General features: G+C 67.3%; 17 protein-coding genes and 1 tRNA gene. 9 read left to right on the plus strand and 9 right to left on the minus strand.

What is annotated here, in order from left to right:
• Window positions 1-22: 22 nt before the first annotated feature.
• Window positions 23-99, plus strand: a tRNA-Met gene (locus tag IE00_RS12195).
• A gap of 26 nt (window positions 100-125) precedes the next feature.
• On the opposite strand, the gene IE00_RS12200 is transcribed toward IE00_RS12195, so the two are convergent.
• Genes IE00_RS12200 through IE00_RS12210 form a run of 3 tightly spaced genes read right to left on the minus strand, consistent with a single transcriptional unit; the run spans window position 126 to window position 1,489 of the window.
• Complete coding sequence (locus IE00_RS12200; protein ID WP_139291423.1) at window positions 126-356, minus strand: hypothetical protein; 231 nt, start codon at window positions 354-356, stop codon at window positions 126-128.
• Window positions 357-389: 33 nt separating this feature from the next.
• The gene (locus IE00_RS12205; RefSeq protein ID WP_072297402.1) at window positions 390-1,169 is read right to left on the minus strand and encodes an SDR family oxidoreductase; all 780 of its coding nucleotides are present in this window, start codon (window positions 1,167-1,169) and stop codon (window positions 390-392) included.
• Window positions 1,169-1,489, minus strand: a complete 321-nt coding sequence (locus IE00_RS12210) for a nuclear transport factor 2 family protein (RefSeq protein WP_072297403.1) — start codon at window positions 1,487-1,489, stop codon at window positions 1,169-1,171. The genes IE00_RS12205 and IE00_RS12210 overlap by 1 nt, the downstream gene beginning before the upstream one ends.
• Before the next feature lie 100 nt (window positions 1,490-1,589).
• On the opposite strand from IE00_RS12210, the gene IE00_RS12215 reads away from it, so the two are divergent.
• Window positions 1,590-2,495: a LysR substrate-binding domain-containing protein gene (locus IE00_RS12215; RefSeq protein WP_072297590.1), complete on the plus strand. Its 906-nt coding sequence runs from the start codon at window positions 1,590-1,592 to the stop codon at window positions 2,493-2,495.
• A gap of 74 nt (window positions 2,496-2,569) precedes the next feature.
• On the opposite strand, the gene IE00_RS12220 is transcribed toward IE00_RS12215, so the two are convergent.
• Window positions 2,570-3,637 (minus strand): SDR family oxidoreductase, encoded by a 1,068-nt coding sequence (locus IE00_RS12220; protein ID WP_072297404.1) that lies wholly within the window; start codon window positions 3,635-3,637, stop codon window positions 2,570-2,572.
• A 96-nt stretch (window positions 3,638-3,733) separates the two neighbouring features.
• Here IE00_RS12220 and IE00_RS12225 point away from each other — a divergent pair, with 96 nt between their 5' ends.
• The 3 genes from IE00_RS12225 (at window position 3,734) to map (ending at window position 5,408) form a co-directional block, all read left to right on the plus strand.
• Window positions 3,734-4,120 carry a helix-turn-helix domain-containing protein gene (locus IE00_RS12225; protein ID WP_072297405.1) on the plus strand — a complete coding sequence of 129 codons (387 nt, stop codon included), beginning with the start codon at window positions 3,734-3,736 and terminating at the stop codon, window positions 4,118-4,120.
• A gap of 102 nt (window positions 4,121-4,222) precedes the next feature.
• Complete coding sequence (locus IE00_RS12230; RefSeq protein ID WP_072297406.1) at window positions 4,223-4,573, plus strand: DMT family protein; 351 nt, start codon at window positions 4,223-4,225, stop codon at window positions 4,571-4,573.
• A gap of 82 nt (window positions 4,574-4,655) precedes the next feature.
• On the plus strand, window positions 4,656-5,408 hold the full coding sequence (map, locus tag IE00_RS12235; RefSeq protein WP_072297407.1) for a type I methionyl aminopeptidase: 753 nt from the start codon (window positions 4,656-4,658) through the stop codon (window positions 5,406-5,408).
• Here the strand turns inward: map and IE00_RS12240 are convergent.
• The 4 genes from IE00_RS12240 to IE00_RS12255 are packed head-to-tail and all read right to left on the minus strand — an operon-like array spanning window position 5,392 to window position 9,765.
• The gene (locus IE00_RS12240) at window positions 5,392-6,231 is read right to left on the minus strand and encodes a hypothetical protein (RefSeq protein WP_072297408.1); all 840 of its coding nucleotides are present in this window, start codon (window positions 6,229-6,231) and stop codon (window positions 5,392-5,394) included. The two genes, map and IE00_RS12240, sit on opposite strands and share 17 nt — an antisense overlap.
• Complete coding sequence (locus IE00_RS12245; RefSeq protein WP_072297409.1) at window positions 6,210-7,790, minus strand: acyl-CoA synthetase; 1,581 nt, start codon at window positions 7,788-7,790, stop codon at window positions 6,210-6,212. Before IE00_RS12245 ends, IE00_RS12240 begins: the two co-directional genes overlap by 22 nt.
• On the minus strand, window positions 7,787-8,956 hold the full coding sequence (locus tag IE00_RS12250; protein WP_072297410.1) for an acetyl-CoA acetyltransferase: 1,170 nt from the start codon (window positions 8,954-8,956) through the stop codon (window positions 7,787-7,789). The genes IE00_RS12245 and IE00_RS12250 overlap by 4 nt, the downstream gene beginning before the upstream one ends.
• Window positions 8,953-9,765: an IclR family transcriptional regulator gene (locus tag IE00_RS12255; protein ID WP_072297411.1), complete on the minus strand. Its 813-nt coding sequence runs from the start codon at window positions 9,763-9,765 to the stop codon at window positions 8,953-8,955. The genes IE00_RS12250 and IE00_RS12255 overlap by 4 nt, the downstream gene beginning before the upstream one ends.
• Before the next feature lie 137 nt (window positions 9,766-9,902).
• Between IE00_RS12255 and IE00_RS12260 the strand changes: the two genes are divergently transcribed.
• Genes IE00_RS12260 through IE00_RS12275 form a run of 4 tightly spaced genes read left to right on the plus strand, consistent with a single transcriptional unit; the run spans window position 9,903 to window position 13,519 of the window.
• Entirely contained in the window at window positions 9,903-10,910 is a 1,008-nt protein-coding gene (locus IE00_RS12260; RefSeq protein WP_072297412.1) for a DctP family TRAP transporter solute-binding subunit, read from the plus strand.
• A 45-nt stretch (window positions 10,911-10,955) separates the two neighbouring features.
• Complete coding sequence (locus IE00_RS12265) at window positions 10,956-11,435, plus strand: TRAP transporter small permease (protein WP_240493885.1); 480 nt, start codon at window positions 10,956-10,958, stop codon at window positions 11,433-11,435.
• On the plus strand, window positions 11,428-12,741 hold the full coding sequence (locus IE00_RS12270; protein ID WP_072297413.1) for a TRAP transporter large permease: 1,314 nt from the start codon (window positions 11,428-11,430) through the stop codon (window positions 12,739-12,741). Before IE00_RS12265 ends, IE00_RS12270 begins: the two co-directional genes overlap by 8 nt.
• A 19-nt stretch (window positions 12,742-12,760) precedes the next feature.
• Window positions 12,761-13,519, plus strand: coding sequence for an SDR family NAD(P)-dependent oxidoreductase (locus IE00_RS12275; protein WP_072297414.1), 759 nt, complete (start codon window positions 12,761-12,763; stop codon window positions 13,517-13,519).
• A gap of 6 nt (window positions 13,520-13,525) precedes the next feature.
• Here the strand turns inward: IE00_RS12275 and IE00_RS12280 are convergent, their stop codons facing one another.
• On the minus strand, window positions 13,526-14,659 hold the full coding sequence (locus tag IE00_RS12280; RefSeq protein ID WP_072297415.1) for a Gfo/Idh/MocA family protein: 1,134 nt from the start codon (window positions 14,657-14,659) through the stop codon (window positions 13,526-13,528).
• Window positions 14,660-14,661 lie beyond the last annotated feature (2 nt).

Genomic DNA, 14,661 nt, shown 5'->3' on the forward strand with positions numbered 1-14,661 from the left:
ATCCCGATCAGGACAAACTTGGCGCGGGGTAGAGCAGCCCGGTAGCTCGTCAGGCTCATAACCTGAAGGTCGCAGGTTCAAATCCTGCCCCCGCAACCAGATCCAAAAAAGATATCCGCAGATTATCAGCCTCCCGCACGGGAGGCTTTTTGCGTTCCGCCCTGCGCCAAGCCAATCATCGCCGCCAGCGCCCCTTCCAGCTCCAAGATGATCCCCGCGGGGGTGGCGCGGACTGTGACAGCTTCGATCAGACCAAGGATGATCTCCAAGGCCCGCGTCCGGATCTCCGGATCGCTCAAGGTATCCGCCAGTTCCGTCACCTTGAGACGGAAATCCTCCGAAAGGTTCGGGTACAACCAAACCGGCGACCGGGCAGACGCGGGAAAACGTCACGCGGTCGGCACCGTCCCCCCGTCAATCACATGTTCGCTGCCGGTGATGCTGGCGGCCCGATCCGACGCCAAAAAGGCGATCAGGTTGGCAACCTCATCAGGGCGCGATGGACGGCCGATGGGAATGCCGCCCAGGCTGTCCATGATGATCTGCCGCGCCCCCTCAACATCGGTGCCCGCTTCGGACGCCACGCGTTCGGCCAGTCGGATCGAGGCCTCGGTCTCGATCCAGCCCGGCGCCACGCGGACCACCCGAAGACCCTTCGCGGCCACCTCCTTAGACAAGCTCTTGCTATAGACCGACAGCGCGGCCTTGGCGGCGGCATAGGCGGTCGTCGCTTCGGGCAAGGGAAGCAAACGCTGGATCGAGGTGACGTGGACGACCACGCCCGCGCCCCGCGCGATCATGCCCGGAAGCAAGGCCCGGTCCAGACGCAGGGCGGGCATCAGGTTCAGGTCCAGTTCGGACCGCCATTCGGCCTCGCCCAAAGCCGCAAAGCCACCCGCAGGGGACGAAGAACCGCCCAGCATGTGCACGATGATGTCGGCCCCGCCCATCCGGTCCTGAACGGCGGCGGCGACTGTTCCACATCCCTCGGGCGTGGTCAGGTCGGCAGCCACGAACATGGCGTCCGGCAGATCCGCAGGCTGGCTGCGTGCGGCGGTCAGGACCTGGGCACCCAGCTCTCGAAACAGTGCTACGGTGGCCGCGCCCGCACCCTGCGTGCCGCCCGTGATCAGGGCCCGCTTGCCCGACAAGCTCACAAAGCCAGACATCAGCCGATCTCCAAACTGGTGATCCGGCCGCCCGACAAACCAAAGCTGAAACTCAACGTCGCCGGGCTGCCAGGGAAATCTCCGGTGACGGCGGCGCGCACGACGGTCTTGTCGCCGGACTGCGTCGCATCGATAGGATCGGCATGGTGGCGATACTTGGCCTTGGCGGCCAACCACCAGTCGCGGATCGCCTGGGGGCCGTGATGGCTCTGGCCCTCGTCCCGCACGACGGCATCAGGGGCGAAAGCTGCGGCCAAGGCGGCGCCGTCCTGCGGCGCGCGGGCGTCGAAATAAATCCGGATCGGATCAGGAAGCATCATGGGTCGGTCCTTTCGTGACAGGTTCCCAGCCAAGATAAGGCTGGACGGTCATGCAGATAATCGGGATAAATCAGCATCTGCTGATGACAGGATCGGGATGATGGACAGCGGCCTGAAGGGATTGGAAGGGGTTCTGGCCATCGCGCGGCGCGGATCCTTCCGGGCGGCTGCTTTGGATCTGGGGGTTTCGACGACCGCCTTGTCGCACAGCATCGCCCGGTTGGAAGCCAGCTTGGGTGTGCGGCTGTTCAACCGCACCACCCGCAGCGTCTCGCTCAGCGATGCCGGACGCGCCTTTGTCGAACGCATTGCCCCCGCCGTGGCCGAAATCCGCGGCGCGATGGAGACAGCCCAGTCGCAGCGCCGGACGCCCGCGGGTCTGTTGCGGATCAATGCGTCGGTCCAGGCGGGACGGGCCATCGCGCCGCTGGTCCTCACCTTCCTGCGCCGATTTCCGCAGATGCAGGTCGATCTGGTCACCGAAGGGCGGCTGGTCGACATTGTCGCAGAAGGTTTCGACTTGGGCATCCGTCCCGCCGATCTGGTGCCGCGCGACATGATTGCACTGCCCCTGGGGCAGATGCAGCGGCACGCCGTGGTGGCGTCGCCAGCCTGGGTCGCGGTTCACGGCATGCCCCGGACGCCTGCGGATCTGCCGTTGAACGAATGCATCCGCGTGCGCCTGCCCAATGGCGCGTTGTTGCGCTGGCCGTTTCAGCGCGACGACGCCGTGACGCAGGTCGAGGCCCAAGGCCGCCTGACCCTGGATGAGGCCGCCATCGCCCGCGCCGCCGTGCTGGATGGCGCGGGCGTCGGGTTCTTTATCGAACAGGATGTCGCTGCCGACATCGCCGATGGTCGGTTGGTGCATCTGCTGCAGGATTGGACCCCGGAAAGACCGGGCTTCAGCCTGTATTACCCGGGCCGACGCAACCCTTCGGCGGGGTTCACGGCCTTCCTGGGAATGGTCAGGAAGGCCGCCGCCCGCGATGCCGACATCGGCTAGGCGACCGGTCGCCCGGGCCGATGGCCATTGCCGCCCCCTGGTGCCGACAGCGGAGTTCCGGCGCGGGCCGGGGGTCAGGCCTGGGGAATGATCCCGTCCGCGCGAAGCTGTTCGAACAGGTCGAAGAAGGCTTCATCCGTTGCCAGGTAACCTGTAAAGCCAAGCCGGCGGCTTTTGGACATGTCCGTCACCACCTCGATCGGACGACCCAGATCGGCGTCACTGTGCCAGGGCGAGGCAAGGCGGGTGATGTCGCTTTCGACCAGACCATGGCGTGCGGCGATCTGGGCCCAGATCGCGGCATCATCCGCCATCTGTTCCTGCAGCGGGCGTTCCGTGCCATCGAATTCCTCGGCCTCGATGCCGAACCAGTCCGCGATGCGGAACCACATCCAGTTCCAGCGGAAGATGTCGCCGTTCACGACGTTGAAATCCTGGTTCTGGGCCTGCGGGGTCACCGCCGCCCAGGCCATCTGCGCGGCCAGCTGGCGGGCATCCGTCATGTCGGTCAGCGAATCCCATTGGACCTGCGAGCCTGGGAAGCGGAACTTGCGGCCGGTTTCCTTGCAGATCGTGGCATGGACGGCCAGCGTCTGGCCCATGTTCATCGCATTGCCGACCGCCTTGCCGATCACGGTATGCGGGCGGTGGACGCTCCAGGTGAAACCGTCCTGCCGGGCGGCGGCGAACAGCTCGTCCTCTTGGGCATAGTAGAAATTCTCGACCTCCAGACGTCCCTGATCCTCGCGGAAGGGGGTCTTGGGCAGGGTGCCCTTGCCATAGGCTTCGAAGGGCCCAAGATAGTGCTTCAGCCCGGTCGCCAGCGCCACGTGCCGCACCGAACCGGCCGGGCGCAGGGCGTCAAAGAGATTGCGCAGCATCTGCGCATTGACGCGGATATTTTCGGCCTCGGTCTTCATCCGCAGCCAGGCCGCGACAAAGACATGGCTGGGGTCGATGCCCTGCAGTGCCCGTCCCAGATCATCAGGGTCCAGCAGATCGGCCGCCACCGGGGTGACCCCGTCCCGGTCCCCAGGCGTGCGGGCCAGTCCGAAGACCTTCCATCCTTCGGCGACCAGCTTGTCCGCCAGGGCGTTGCCCTGGATGCCGGTGACGCCGACCACGAGTGCGCGTTTCGTCATGTCGTTTTCTCCGTGATGGTTCGTAGCGGACCTAGGCATGCGCGGCGTCCTGCGCTAGACGGCACCAAAATGGGACATAGGCACCACGAGGTAACCATGAGATCGGGCAGCGATGAAGGCGAATGGCGCGAGGATTGCGCCCCACGGCGCGTGCTGGACATCTTTTCCACGAAATGGACCAGCATGATCCTGCACACGCTGCAGGCGCGTCATGACGGCCAGGCGCGGACCGGCGTCCTGCAGCGCAGCGTGCCGGGCATTTCCAAGAAGATGCTGGTCCAGACCCTGCGCGAGATGGAGGCTGCAGGCCTGGTCCGGCGGCATGTGGAAAGCGCCGTGCCCCCGGCCGTGCGCTATACCCTGACGCCGCTTGGCCTGCGCTTCGTGGATCTGGTCGAACTGACCTATGACTGGGGACGCCGCAACGCGGATGCGCTGGACGACATGCAGGCCAACCTGTCATCGGACCGGCGGGGCGGCTGAGAGGGCGGCGGGCTTTTTCGCCGGTCCATGCGGGGGATGCATGGGCGCGATCTTGACGGGACGCGCGGTCCATGGCGAATGTCGCGTCAAAGGACATATCCCATGACATCCCCGGCCATCATCCCCATTCTGCTGCTGCTGTGTTCCAACGTCTTCATGACCTTCGCCTGGTACGGCCATCTGAAATTCGGCAGCAAGCCGTTGATGATCGTGATTCTGGCCAGCTGGGGGATCGCCTTTCTGGAATATTGCTTCGCCGTGCCCGCCAACCGCATCGGCCATCAGGTCTATTCCGCGGCCGAGCTGAAGGTGATCCAAGAGGTGATCACGCTGACCGTCTTCATGGCCTTTTCGGTGACCTATCTGGGCGAAAGGATCACCATGAACCATGTGGTGGGCTTCGGACTGATCTGCGCGGGTGCCTTCTTCATCTTCAAGGGGCCCTTCAACTGACCCCGGTCCGATCCTGGCCGGGCGGCCTGTCCCACGGCAGGATCCCGGATCGCATCCTGCCCGAACCACCAAGGAGCCGACGATGACCATCACGCAGCAGGAAGAGCTGGACGGCCTGCACAAGATCGGCCGGATCGTCGCCAACACCATGCATTCCATGGCCGCCGCGATGGAGCCTGGCATGACCACCCGCGATCTGGACGACATCGGAGAGGCGCTGCTGGAGCGTGAGGGCGCGGTCTCGGCACCCCGCGCGACCTATGATTTCCCCGGCACCACCTGCATCAGCGTCAACGAGGAAGTCGCCCACGGCATTCCCGGCACGCGCAGGCTGGCAGCGGGCGATCTGGTCAATATCGACGTCTCGGCCTCTTTCGACGGTTATTTCGCCGATACCGGGGCAACCTTTGCCCTGGGTCGCATCGACGCCGGGCTGCACCGTCTGTGCCGCGATGGCAAGCGCGCCACGCAGATCGGCATCGCGCAGGTGGGACATGACAAGCCGCTGGCGGGCATCGGCCATGCCATCGGCGCCTTCGCGTCCCGTCGCGGCTATACCCTGATCCGCAATCTGGCCAGCCACGGCGTCGGCAGGGCGCTGCACGAAGCCCCCGAAGAGATCCCGACCTGGCCCACCAAAGGCGACAGGCGCCGGATCCATGACGGCCAAGTGCTGACGGTCGAACCCTTCCTGTCGCGCGGCGGCCAGTGGGCGACACCCGGCCGGGATGACGAATGGACGCTTTACAGTCAGCCCGCGGCACCGGTCGTGCAATATGAACACACCGTCGTGGCGACCCGCCGCGGCGCGATCATCGTCACCCTGCCGGGGTGAACGGCCATCGGTCCGGCGCGTCGATCAGCAGCAGCTCGGCGGTGATGCAGACCGGGTTCGGGCCGGATAGCCAGCCTTGGCGCACCGTTCCCGCCTGACCGACCGATGCAATCCGCAGGCGCGCGCGGTCCTGCCCCAGGATCAGGATCTCGGTCGCGGGGCCGGTCAGGGGCGGCCCCTTGGTCAGTGCCGTGCCGACCAGGCTGCCCAGCCCCATGATGCGGGTCCGGCCACCCGCCATCGCACCGATCGTCGCCCCCAGATCCAGATGCGGGCGCAGCCGGACCAGCCGCGCGGGCAGGCCGCCGGGGCGGCGGCGGGGCAGGGGGCGGGGGCTGAACAGCGCAAAGCCGGTTTCGGCATCGGGTTCACGCCGGAAGGTGGCGCCGTCCAGCCCCCATGCGGCGACACGCGCGTCGCGCGACAGGCGGGTCGCCTCGGGGCGCAGGTGACCCATGCGCAGCACGCCGGTGGCGTCGGTCCACAGGCCATGTGCGTGGATCGCGCCCCCCTGTCCCAGATGCAGGCCCGCCATCACGATGCGCGCGCCGCGCCCCAAAACATGGGTGTCGCTGTAAAAGGCCACGCGCCCGTCGCCCGGCGGCGGCGCGGGAATGACATAGGCCAGCTGGTCGCAGGGCAGGTCCTCCAGCATCAGCCAGCCAGCCGCAAATCCCGCGCCCCGCGCCGCCGCCGCGATGGCCCGATCCAAAGGCAGCCCCGCACGCAGGCGCAGGCGCAGCGGATGGGCGCGACAGGGGATGGCGCGGACCCGCTGTGGATCTGCGGGTCCGGGATGGGTCAGCATGCCGGTTGCGGCCATTGGTTGCGGGCGATCAATTCGTCGCGGATCATCTTGCGGGTGATCTTGCCATAGGCGGATTTGGGCAACGCATCCCACAGGATCAGCCGCTTGGGGCGTTTGTAGCTGGCGATGCGCGGCGCCAGCCAGTCCAGCACCGCCTGCGGGTCGGGGGTGGTGCCCGCGCGCGGGACGCAGACGGCCAGACCGGCCTCGCCCCAGACCGGGTCGGGGGCGCCCAGCACGATGACCTCGGAGAGGTCGGGATGGGTCAGCAGCTTTTCCTCGATCTCGCGCGGGTGGATGTTCGATCCGCCCGAGATGAACATGTCCGACGACCGCCCCGTCAGATATAGAAACCCCTGCGCGTCCATGTGGCCCAGATCGCCGGTCAGGAACCAGCCGTCGCGAAAGGATTTCGCATTGGCGGCAGGGTTGTCGTGATAGCCCGCAAAGACCGCCGGGCCGATCACGGCGATCTCTCCGGTTTCGCCTGCGGGCAATTCCAGCCCTTGGTCGTCCTGGACTTGGACCTGCATGCCGGTGCGCGCCAGCCCGCAGGTGCCGATGCGCATCGCCGCGTCGTCGGGGGAATGATGCGCGGGCGGCAGGACGGTGATGTTGCCGGTGACCTCGCCCAGGCCGAAATACTGGACCAGCACGGGGCCCAGGGTTTCCAGCGCGCGGATCTGGTCGGCGCGATACATCGGCGCCCCGGCATAGATGACATAGCGCAGGCTGGAATGGTCATGGCGGGCGACGGACGCATCCTCGACCAGCAGCTTCAGGATTGTGGGGACGGTGAACATGTTGCTGACCCGGTGGCGTTCGACCAGCGCCCAGATCTGGGCCGCATCGAAGCGGTCGCCCGCAGGCAGGATGGTCGGCACGCCGCGGGCGATCTGGGTCAGGGCGTGGATGCCTGCACCATGCGACAGCGGCGCCACCACCAGCGAGGCATCCGCTTCGGTCGTGCCGGGCATCAGGTCGCAGAGGTGGTTGGTGACGACGAAGGCCATCTGGCCATGGGTCAGCACCGCGGCCTTGGGATGCCCGGTCGTCCCCGACGTGTAAAAGAACCAGGCCGGATCGTCGCGGGCCACCGCGGCCTCGGGCGGCATCCGGCCCATGTGGCGGGTGATCAGCGCGTCGTGGTCGGGGCCCAGGGGCGATGCGCCAATGGGGATGATCGCCGGGATGTGGGCCGCGCAGGCCGCCGCATGGTCGGGGAACTGCGCCGCGCAGAACATGGCCTTCGCACCCGATGATTGCGCCAGCCAGGCCAGATCCTGCGGCGACAGGCGGAAATTGGCGGGCACCCAGACCGCGCCGATGCGCCAACAGGCGAACATCGTCTCCAGCATCTGCAGGCAGTTGGCGGATTGCACCAGGACCCGGTCGCCCTTGGTCAGGCCATGGTCGTGGATCAGCGCATGGGCCAGGGCACCGACTCGGGCCTGCATCTGCGCCCAGGTGGTGACGTGGTCGCCATGGATCAGGGCGGGGGCGTCGGGCAGGCGGCGGGCGTTCTGGGTCAGAAAATGGCCCAGGTTCATCACACGGTCCGAAACGGGGGTCATCGCACCCGCTCCAGGATCGAGACATAGTTCGTCACCGCAGCGCCCCCCATGTTGAAGACCCCTGCCATCGTTGCGCCGGGCAGCTGCATCTCTCCGGCATCGCCCATCAGCTGCATCGCGGCCATGACATGCTGGGACACGCCGGTCGCGCCGATGGGATGGCCCCTGGATTTCAACCCGCCCGACAGGTTCACCGGCAGGCGACCGTCGCGGGCGGTCACGCCGTCGCGGATCACGCGGTGGCCCTGGCCGGGTTCGGCCAGACCCATCGCCTCGTATTCCAGCATCTCGGCGATGGTGAAACAGTCATGCGTCTCGACCAGCGACAGGTCGTCCAGGGTGACCCCCGCGCGGTCCAGGGCCTGGCGCCAAGCCGAACGCGCGGCCCGCATTTCCAGCATGTCGCGGCGCGACAGGGCCAGCGGGTCGTTGGCCTGCGCGCGGGCGCGAAAGGCGATGGCGCGGCGCATCGTCAGGGCGGTTTCGGCATCGGCCAGCACCAGCACCGCCGCCCCGTCCGAGATCAGCGAACAGTCGCTGCGCCTCAGCGGCCCGGCCACGCGCGGGTTGCGGTCCGACACGGTGTTGCAGAAGGCCACGCCCAGATCCTTGCGCATATGGGCATAGGGGTTGCGCATGCCGTTTTCGTGGTTCTTGGCCGCGATCATCGCCAGTTCCTGCGACCGGTCGCCGTGGCGCTGGAAATAGCTGGCCGCGATCTGACCGAAAAGGCCCGCGAAGCCGGCGTCGATCTGCGCCTCCTCGGCGTGGAAGCTGGCGCCCAGCAGGATGTCGCCCACATCCGCGGTGGGGGTGGCGGTCATCTTTTCCGCCCCCACGACCAGCGCGATGCGGCCCCGGCCTGCGGCGATGAAATCCATCGCGCCATGCAGGGCGGCCGACCCGGTCGCGCAGGCGTTTTCATACCGCGTGGCGGGGACATGGGCCAGCTCCGGCACGGCCATCCCGACCAGCGCACCCTGGAAATCCTGGGGTGAAAAGCCGTTGTTGAAGACGCCGGTAAAGATGCCGTCCACATCCGCTGCCGTGATGCCGGCATGGTCCATCGCCAGGGGCACGGCTTCGGCCATCAGGGCGCAGGTGTCGGGGGCGTCGGATTTGCCGAACCGCGTATGGCTCCAGCCGACGATCATCGGGTCGGTCATGTCAGTTTGTCCTTCTGCGTCAGGCGGGTTTCGATCTGCGCAGCCTCGGCGCGCAGGTGGCGGATCAGGTCGGGCAGGCGGTCGGAACGCATCCGCGCCTCGACCGTGGCGACGGACAGCGCGCCCGCCAGCCGCCCGTCGGGGTGATGCAGCGCGATGCCCAGGCCCCAGGACCCCTCGATCACCAGGCCGGGGTTCAGCGCCACGCCCTCGGCGCGGGTGCGCGCGATCAGGTCGCGCATGCGGTCAGGGGTCAGGGTCGGATAGCGGTCGGCCAGAACCGGTGCGATGGCCCGCAGGATGGTGCCGGCTTCGTCATCCGGCAGGGTTGCCAGCATCGCCAGCGACCCCGCACCGACGCCCAAGGGATGGGTCTGGCCCGCGACCAGCGCATGGCTGCGCAGGGGATAGCTGCCTTCCTCGCGCATCAGGCACAGCGAACTGGCGCCGCGCCGCACCGACAGCAGTGCCGCATCGCCGGTGATCTGCGCCAGGCGCATCACGCTTTCGCCCGCTGCCGCCATCAGGCCGGGGCGCCGCGCCGCCTGCGCGCCCAGCACGTGGATCTGTTCGCCCAGGTGATAGCGGCTGGCGGCGTCCTGTTCGGCCATGCCCGCCCGGATCAGCGCCAAGGCCAGCCGCCGCACGGTGGCCTTGTTCAACCCGGTCTCGGCGACCAGACCGGCAAGGCTGGCGCCCTGTTCGCCGCTGGCGCCGATGCGCTGCAACAGCATCAGCGCCCGGTCGACGCTTTGCGTTCCGGTATCCGGGGCGCCCACAATATGGACCGGTGGTTCGGGCTGGGTCATGCGGCTTCCCGTTGATTCACGCAAAGATGGCAAGGATATCGCGGATTGCGCAAGTTTTTTCTTGCCACGCCGCAAAAGGTCGCACCATGATATGAACCGACGCCACGGGAGGGTGGCAGGTTCAGGGAGGGATTGCGATGTCACGGACGGGATGGGGACGGCTGGCGTTGGCCACGGCTTTGGTGTCGGCGATGGGCATGGGGGCCGCGCTGGCCGAAACGCTGCGCCTGTCGCACAACACCGGCGACGGCACGACCTGGCACAAGGGCGCGGAACGGTTCGGCGAACTGCTGGCCGAACGCACCGACGGGGACATGGAACTGCGCGTGTTCCCGAACGCCCAGCTGGCGGGCGGCGACCAGATGCGCCAGGCCGACATGGTGGGCCGCGGCGCGCTGGATTTCGTGATGACGTCTGCCATCAACGTGACGCCGCTGGTGCAGGAAATGGCGGTGTTTTCGCTGCCCTACATGTATGAAAACTATGCCCAGGTGGATGCCACCACCGCCGATGGCGGCCCGGCCGAGGCGCTGCGCGAGATCCTGCGCGGCAAGGGCATCGAGGTCCTGGCCTGGGGCGAGAACGGCTTTCGCGAGGTGACGAACAACACCCGCCCGATCAAGGCGCCCGCCGACATGGCGGGCCTGAACATGCGCGTCGCCGGACCGATGTATATCGACGTGATGAATGCGCTGGGCGCCAATCCCCAGCAGATGCAGTGGACCGAGACGATGACCGCGCTGCAGCAGGGTGTCGTCGACGGGCAGGAAAACCCCATCGGCGCGGTGATCATCCCGCAGCAGGTCTATGAGGTGCAGAAATACCTGACGACCTGGCACTATTCCTATGACCCGATCTTCCTGGGTATCTCCAAGGCGAAATACGACGGCTATGACGCCGAAACCCAGGCCATGCTGCGCGAAGTCGCGGCCCAGGCGATGGAATACCAGCGCCAGATCACCCGCGAGGGCACCGAAACCGGCGTGGCCTTCCTGCGCGAAAAGGGGATGGAGGTCCATGAGCCCACCCCCGAGGAACTGGCCGCCTTCCGCGAGGCGACGCAGCCGGCCTTCGACCAATGGGCCGAACGCGTCGGTCCCGAACTGGTCGCGTCCTTCCAGGATGCCATCGCGCAGGCACAGTAACCCGGACGGGGGGCAAGGCGCCCCCCGCTCTGCCCGGAGGTCCCCATGCTGTCATTCCTGTCGCGCGAGGCCGAGCGGCTGATCTGTGCCGTCCTGTTTCTGGGCATGACCCTGTTGGGGTTCGCCAATGTGGTCGTGCGCTATGCCACCAACTATTCGCTGGCCTCCTCCGAGGAGCTGCTGACCAACGGTTTCCTGCTGCTGACCGTCTTCGGCGCGGCCATCGCGGCGCGGCAGGGTCAGCACCTGGCCGTCACGGCGGTGGTGTCGATGCTGCCGCGCCGGGCGGGGCAGGTGGTCGTGATACTGTCGGTGGTCCTGTCGGTGGGGCTGCTGATCGCGTCGGCCTGGCTGGCCTGGGGGGCGGTCGCGGTGCTTTATCGAAACGGGCTGACGTCATACGCGCTGCGGATTCCGATGTGGTATTACCAGGCGGCGGTGCCCTTCGCGTTTCTGCTGATCGCCTGGCGCTTCGTTCAGCATGCCATCGAAGAACTTCGGCAGGCGGGGGCGAATCATGGCTGATATCGGCGCGGGCACGCAGATGATCGTGCTGTTCTTCCTGCTGCTGGCGCTGCGCGTGCCGGTGGCGTTTTCGCTGGGCCTCTCGGCGCTTTACGCGATGGCGCGGATGGGCTTCGGGCTGGAGCTGGCGGGCGATCTGATCACCGCGGGCGTTGCGCGCTATTCACTGCTGGCCATCCCGTTCTTCATCCTGGCGGGCGCGCTGATGGGGTCGACCGGCATCGCGGAACGGATGATCCGGTTCTTTCGCGTCCTGGTCGGCGGCCTGCCCGGCGGCATGGGGGTCGTGGGCACGGTCGTGTGCCTGTTCTGGGGGGCGGTCAGCGGGTCGGGTCCGGCATCGGTCGCGGCCATCGGCCCGATGATCATCAAAGGGATGGAGGAGGACGGCTATACCCGCGCCCATGCCGCAGGGCTGGTCTGCGCGGGCGCGGCGCTGTCGATCGTCATCCCGCCCTCGATCGGGCTGGTGCTGTTCGGGGTCATCGCCGAAGTGTCGATTTCCCAGCTGTTCCTGGCGGCGATCCTTCCGGGGCTGTTCATGGGGCTGGCCATGCTGGTCGTGCTGCCCTTCATCGCGCCGAAAGGCGCTGGCGGGTCGCTGGACCGGCTGATCCCCGATCCGCATGCGGGCCTGCCCTACGGCGCGCGGCTGTGGCGCAGCTTTCGCGACAGCTTCTGGGGGCTGATGACGCCGGTGGTGATCCTGGGGGGCATCTATTCCGGCATCTTCACGCCCACCGAGGCGGCGCTGGTCGCCACCGTCTATGCGCTGCTGGTGGGCGGGCTGATCTATCGCAGCCTGTCGCTGCGCGCGCTTTACGACACTTTGGCGGATGCGGCGGCGTCTTCGGCGACGGTGATGCTGATCGTGGCCTATGCGGGCCTGTTCGGATGGGTCATCACGGTCGAGGATCTGGTCGGCACCTACTCCAGCGGCCTGTTGGGGCTGTCGGATAATGAATGGGTGATCCTGCTGGTCATCATGCTGATCCTGCTGGTCGCGGGCATGTTCATGGACGCGATCACGGTGATGTTCATCACCCTGCCCATCGTGCTGCCGGTGATGCAGGAACTGGGTTGGGACCCGGTCTGGTTCGGGGTCGTGGTGATGATCAACCTGGCCATCGGGCTGATCACCCCGCCGGTGGGCGTCAACCTGTTCGTGGCCGCCAACGTGGCCCGCCTGCCGATCGAACGCGTGGCCCGCGGCGCGCTTCCCTTCCTGGTCGCGACGTTGGCCGGACTGGCCGTGGTCGCGGCTTTTCCCCAGATGTCGCTGTGGCTGATCCACTGGCTGAGATGATTTCCCGAAAGGACGATCCATGACCGACAAGACCGCCATCATCACCGGGGCCGCGCGCGGCATCGGTCTGGCCACCGCCCGGCTGTTGTCGCAGCGCGGATGGCGCGTGGTGCTGGCCGATATCGATGCCGATGAACTGGCCCGCGCCGCTGCCACCCTGCCGGATGCGCATGCCATCCCCTGCGACGTGTCCGACCCTGATCGGGTCGATGCGATGGTGGCCGATGCCGTCGCCTGGTCGGGCCGCATCGACGCGCTGGTCAACAATGCGGGCGTCGCCGATTTCCGACCGATGGCCCAGACCGACCTGGCCACGTGGCGGCGCGTCATGGCGGTGAACCTGGACGGGGTGTTCCTGTGTTCGCAGGCCGCGATCCCGCACCTGGCCCGGACGCATGGGGCGATCGTGAACATCGCCTCCATTTCGGGATTGCGGGCCAGCACGCTGCGGGTGGCCTATGGCACCTCGAAGGCGGCGGTGATCCATCTGACGCGGCAACAGGCGGCCGAACTGGGCCAGCAGGGCATTCGCGCCAATTGCGTGGCGCCCGGTCCGGTTGATACCAAGCTGGCCTTGGCGGTGCACAGCCCGGCGATCCGCGCGGCCTATCACGACGCGATCCCGCTGAACCGCTATGGCCGCGAGGATGAGATCGCGCAGGCCATCGCCTTTCTGTGCAGCGACCAGGCCTCCTATGTCACCGGGCAGGTGCTGGCCGCCGATGGCGGGTTCGAGGCGACGGGCGTCGGCCTGCCGGCCCTGCGCGCGGGGAACTGAGCGGCCTCACATCAGCGAGGCCAGCGTCACCGAGGCGCCCGTCGCCATCGACCGCTGCGCGGCCAGGCCCATCAGCACCGCCCATCGGCCGTCCTCCAGGCTGACCTCGGCGGCGCTGCGGGTGCCGCGCACCAGTTCCAGAAAACGCTGGTGCTGATAGAAGGTCGATCCGTTGTGATCGCCCGCCTCCAGCAGGACGGGGTCCACCGGGACCGGCTCCAGCCGCGGTCCCTTGGGGCTGCGGGGCGAGATCACGACCTCGGGCACGGGGGCGGGGCCCAGATGCTCGGGCCAGAAGCGGCCCGGTCCGGGCACGAAGGCCTCGATCTTGCCCAAGGGACCCATGGCCGAGATCTGTTCCTGGAACCGCGCCCCTTCCGCGAACATGCACAGTTCCAGCATGGCGCGGGCGCCGTTGGCGAAATCGACGATGACATAGCCGTGGTCGAAGATGTCGGCCGGACGCCCGCCCGGTTGTTCATCCAGGTGATTGACCGCCTGACCACCCGACGCCATGACCCGCACCGGGTCCGATTTCAGCAGCACCCGCATCAGGTCGAAGAAATGGCAGCATTTCTCGACGAAGGTGCCGCCGGTCTGGTCGTTGAAACGGTTCCACGCCCCCACCTTGTCCAGAAAGGGAAAGCGGTGTTCCTGGATGGTCAGCATGCGGATGCCGCCGGTCGCCTGCTGCGCCTGCTGGATCATCTTGGCCACGGGCGGCATGTAGCGGTATTCCATCGCCACCCAGACCGGCGCGGGATAGCTGGCGGCGAAGGCGTCGATCTGGGCCAGCTGGGTCAGGTCGGTGAACAGCGGCTTTTCCACCAGGACCGGCAGGGGCCGGCGCGCCGCGATCGCCTGCAGCTGTTCCAGATGGCGGAAATTGGGGCTGGCGATCAGCAGGCAGTCCAGATCCGCGACCTCCAGCAGGGCCTCGACGCTGTCGACGAACTGCGCCTTGGGGGCCAGGGCGCGGGCCGCGGCGCGCATGCCGGCATCGGGTTCGAAGATGGCGCCGATGGCGGTATCGTCCAGCAGCGCGATGTTGCGCAGGTGTTCCTGTCCCATCATGCCGCAACCGATGATGCCATAGGATACGGTCCGGGTCTTGGCGTGAACCAGGGTCTGGGTGGTCATGC

This window comes from Paracoccus sp. SM22M-07 (assembly GCF_001887735.1).
In the GTDB taxonomy this organism is placed as follows: domain Bacteria; phylum Pseudomonadota; class Alphaproteobacteria; order Rhodobacterales; family Rhodobacteraceae; genus Paracoccus.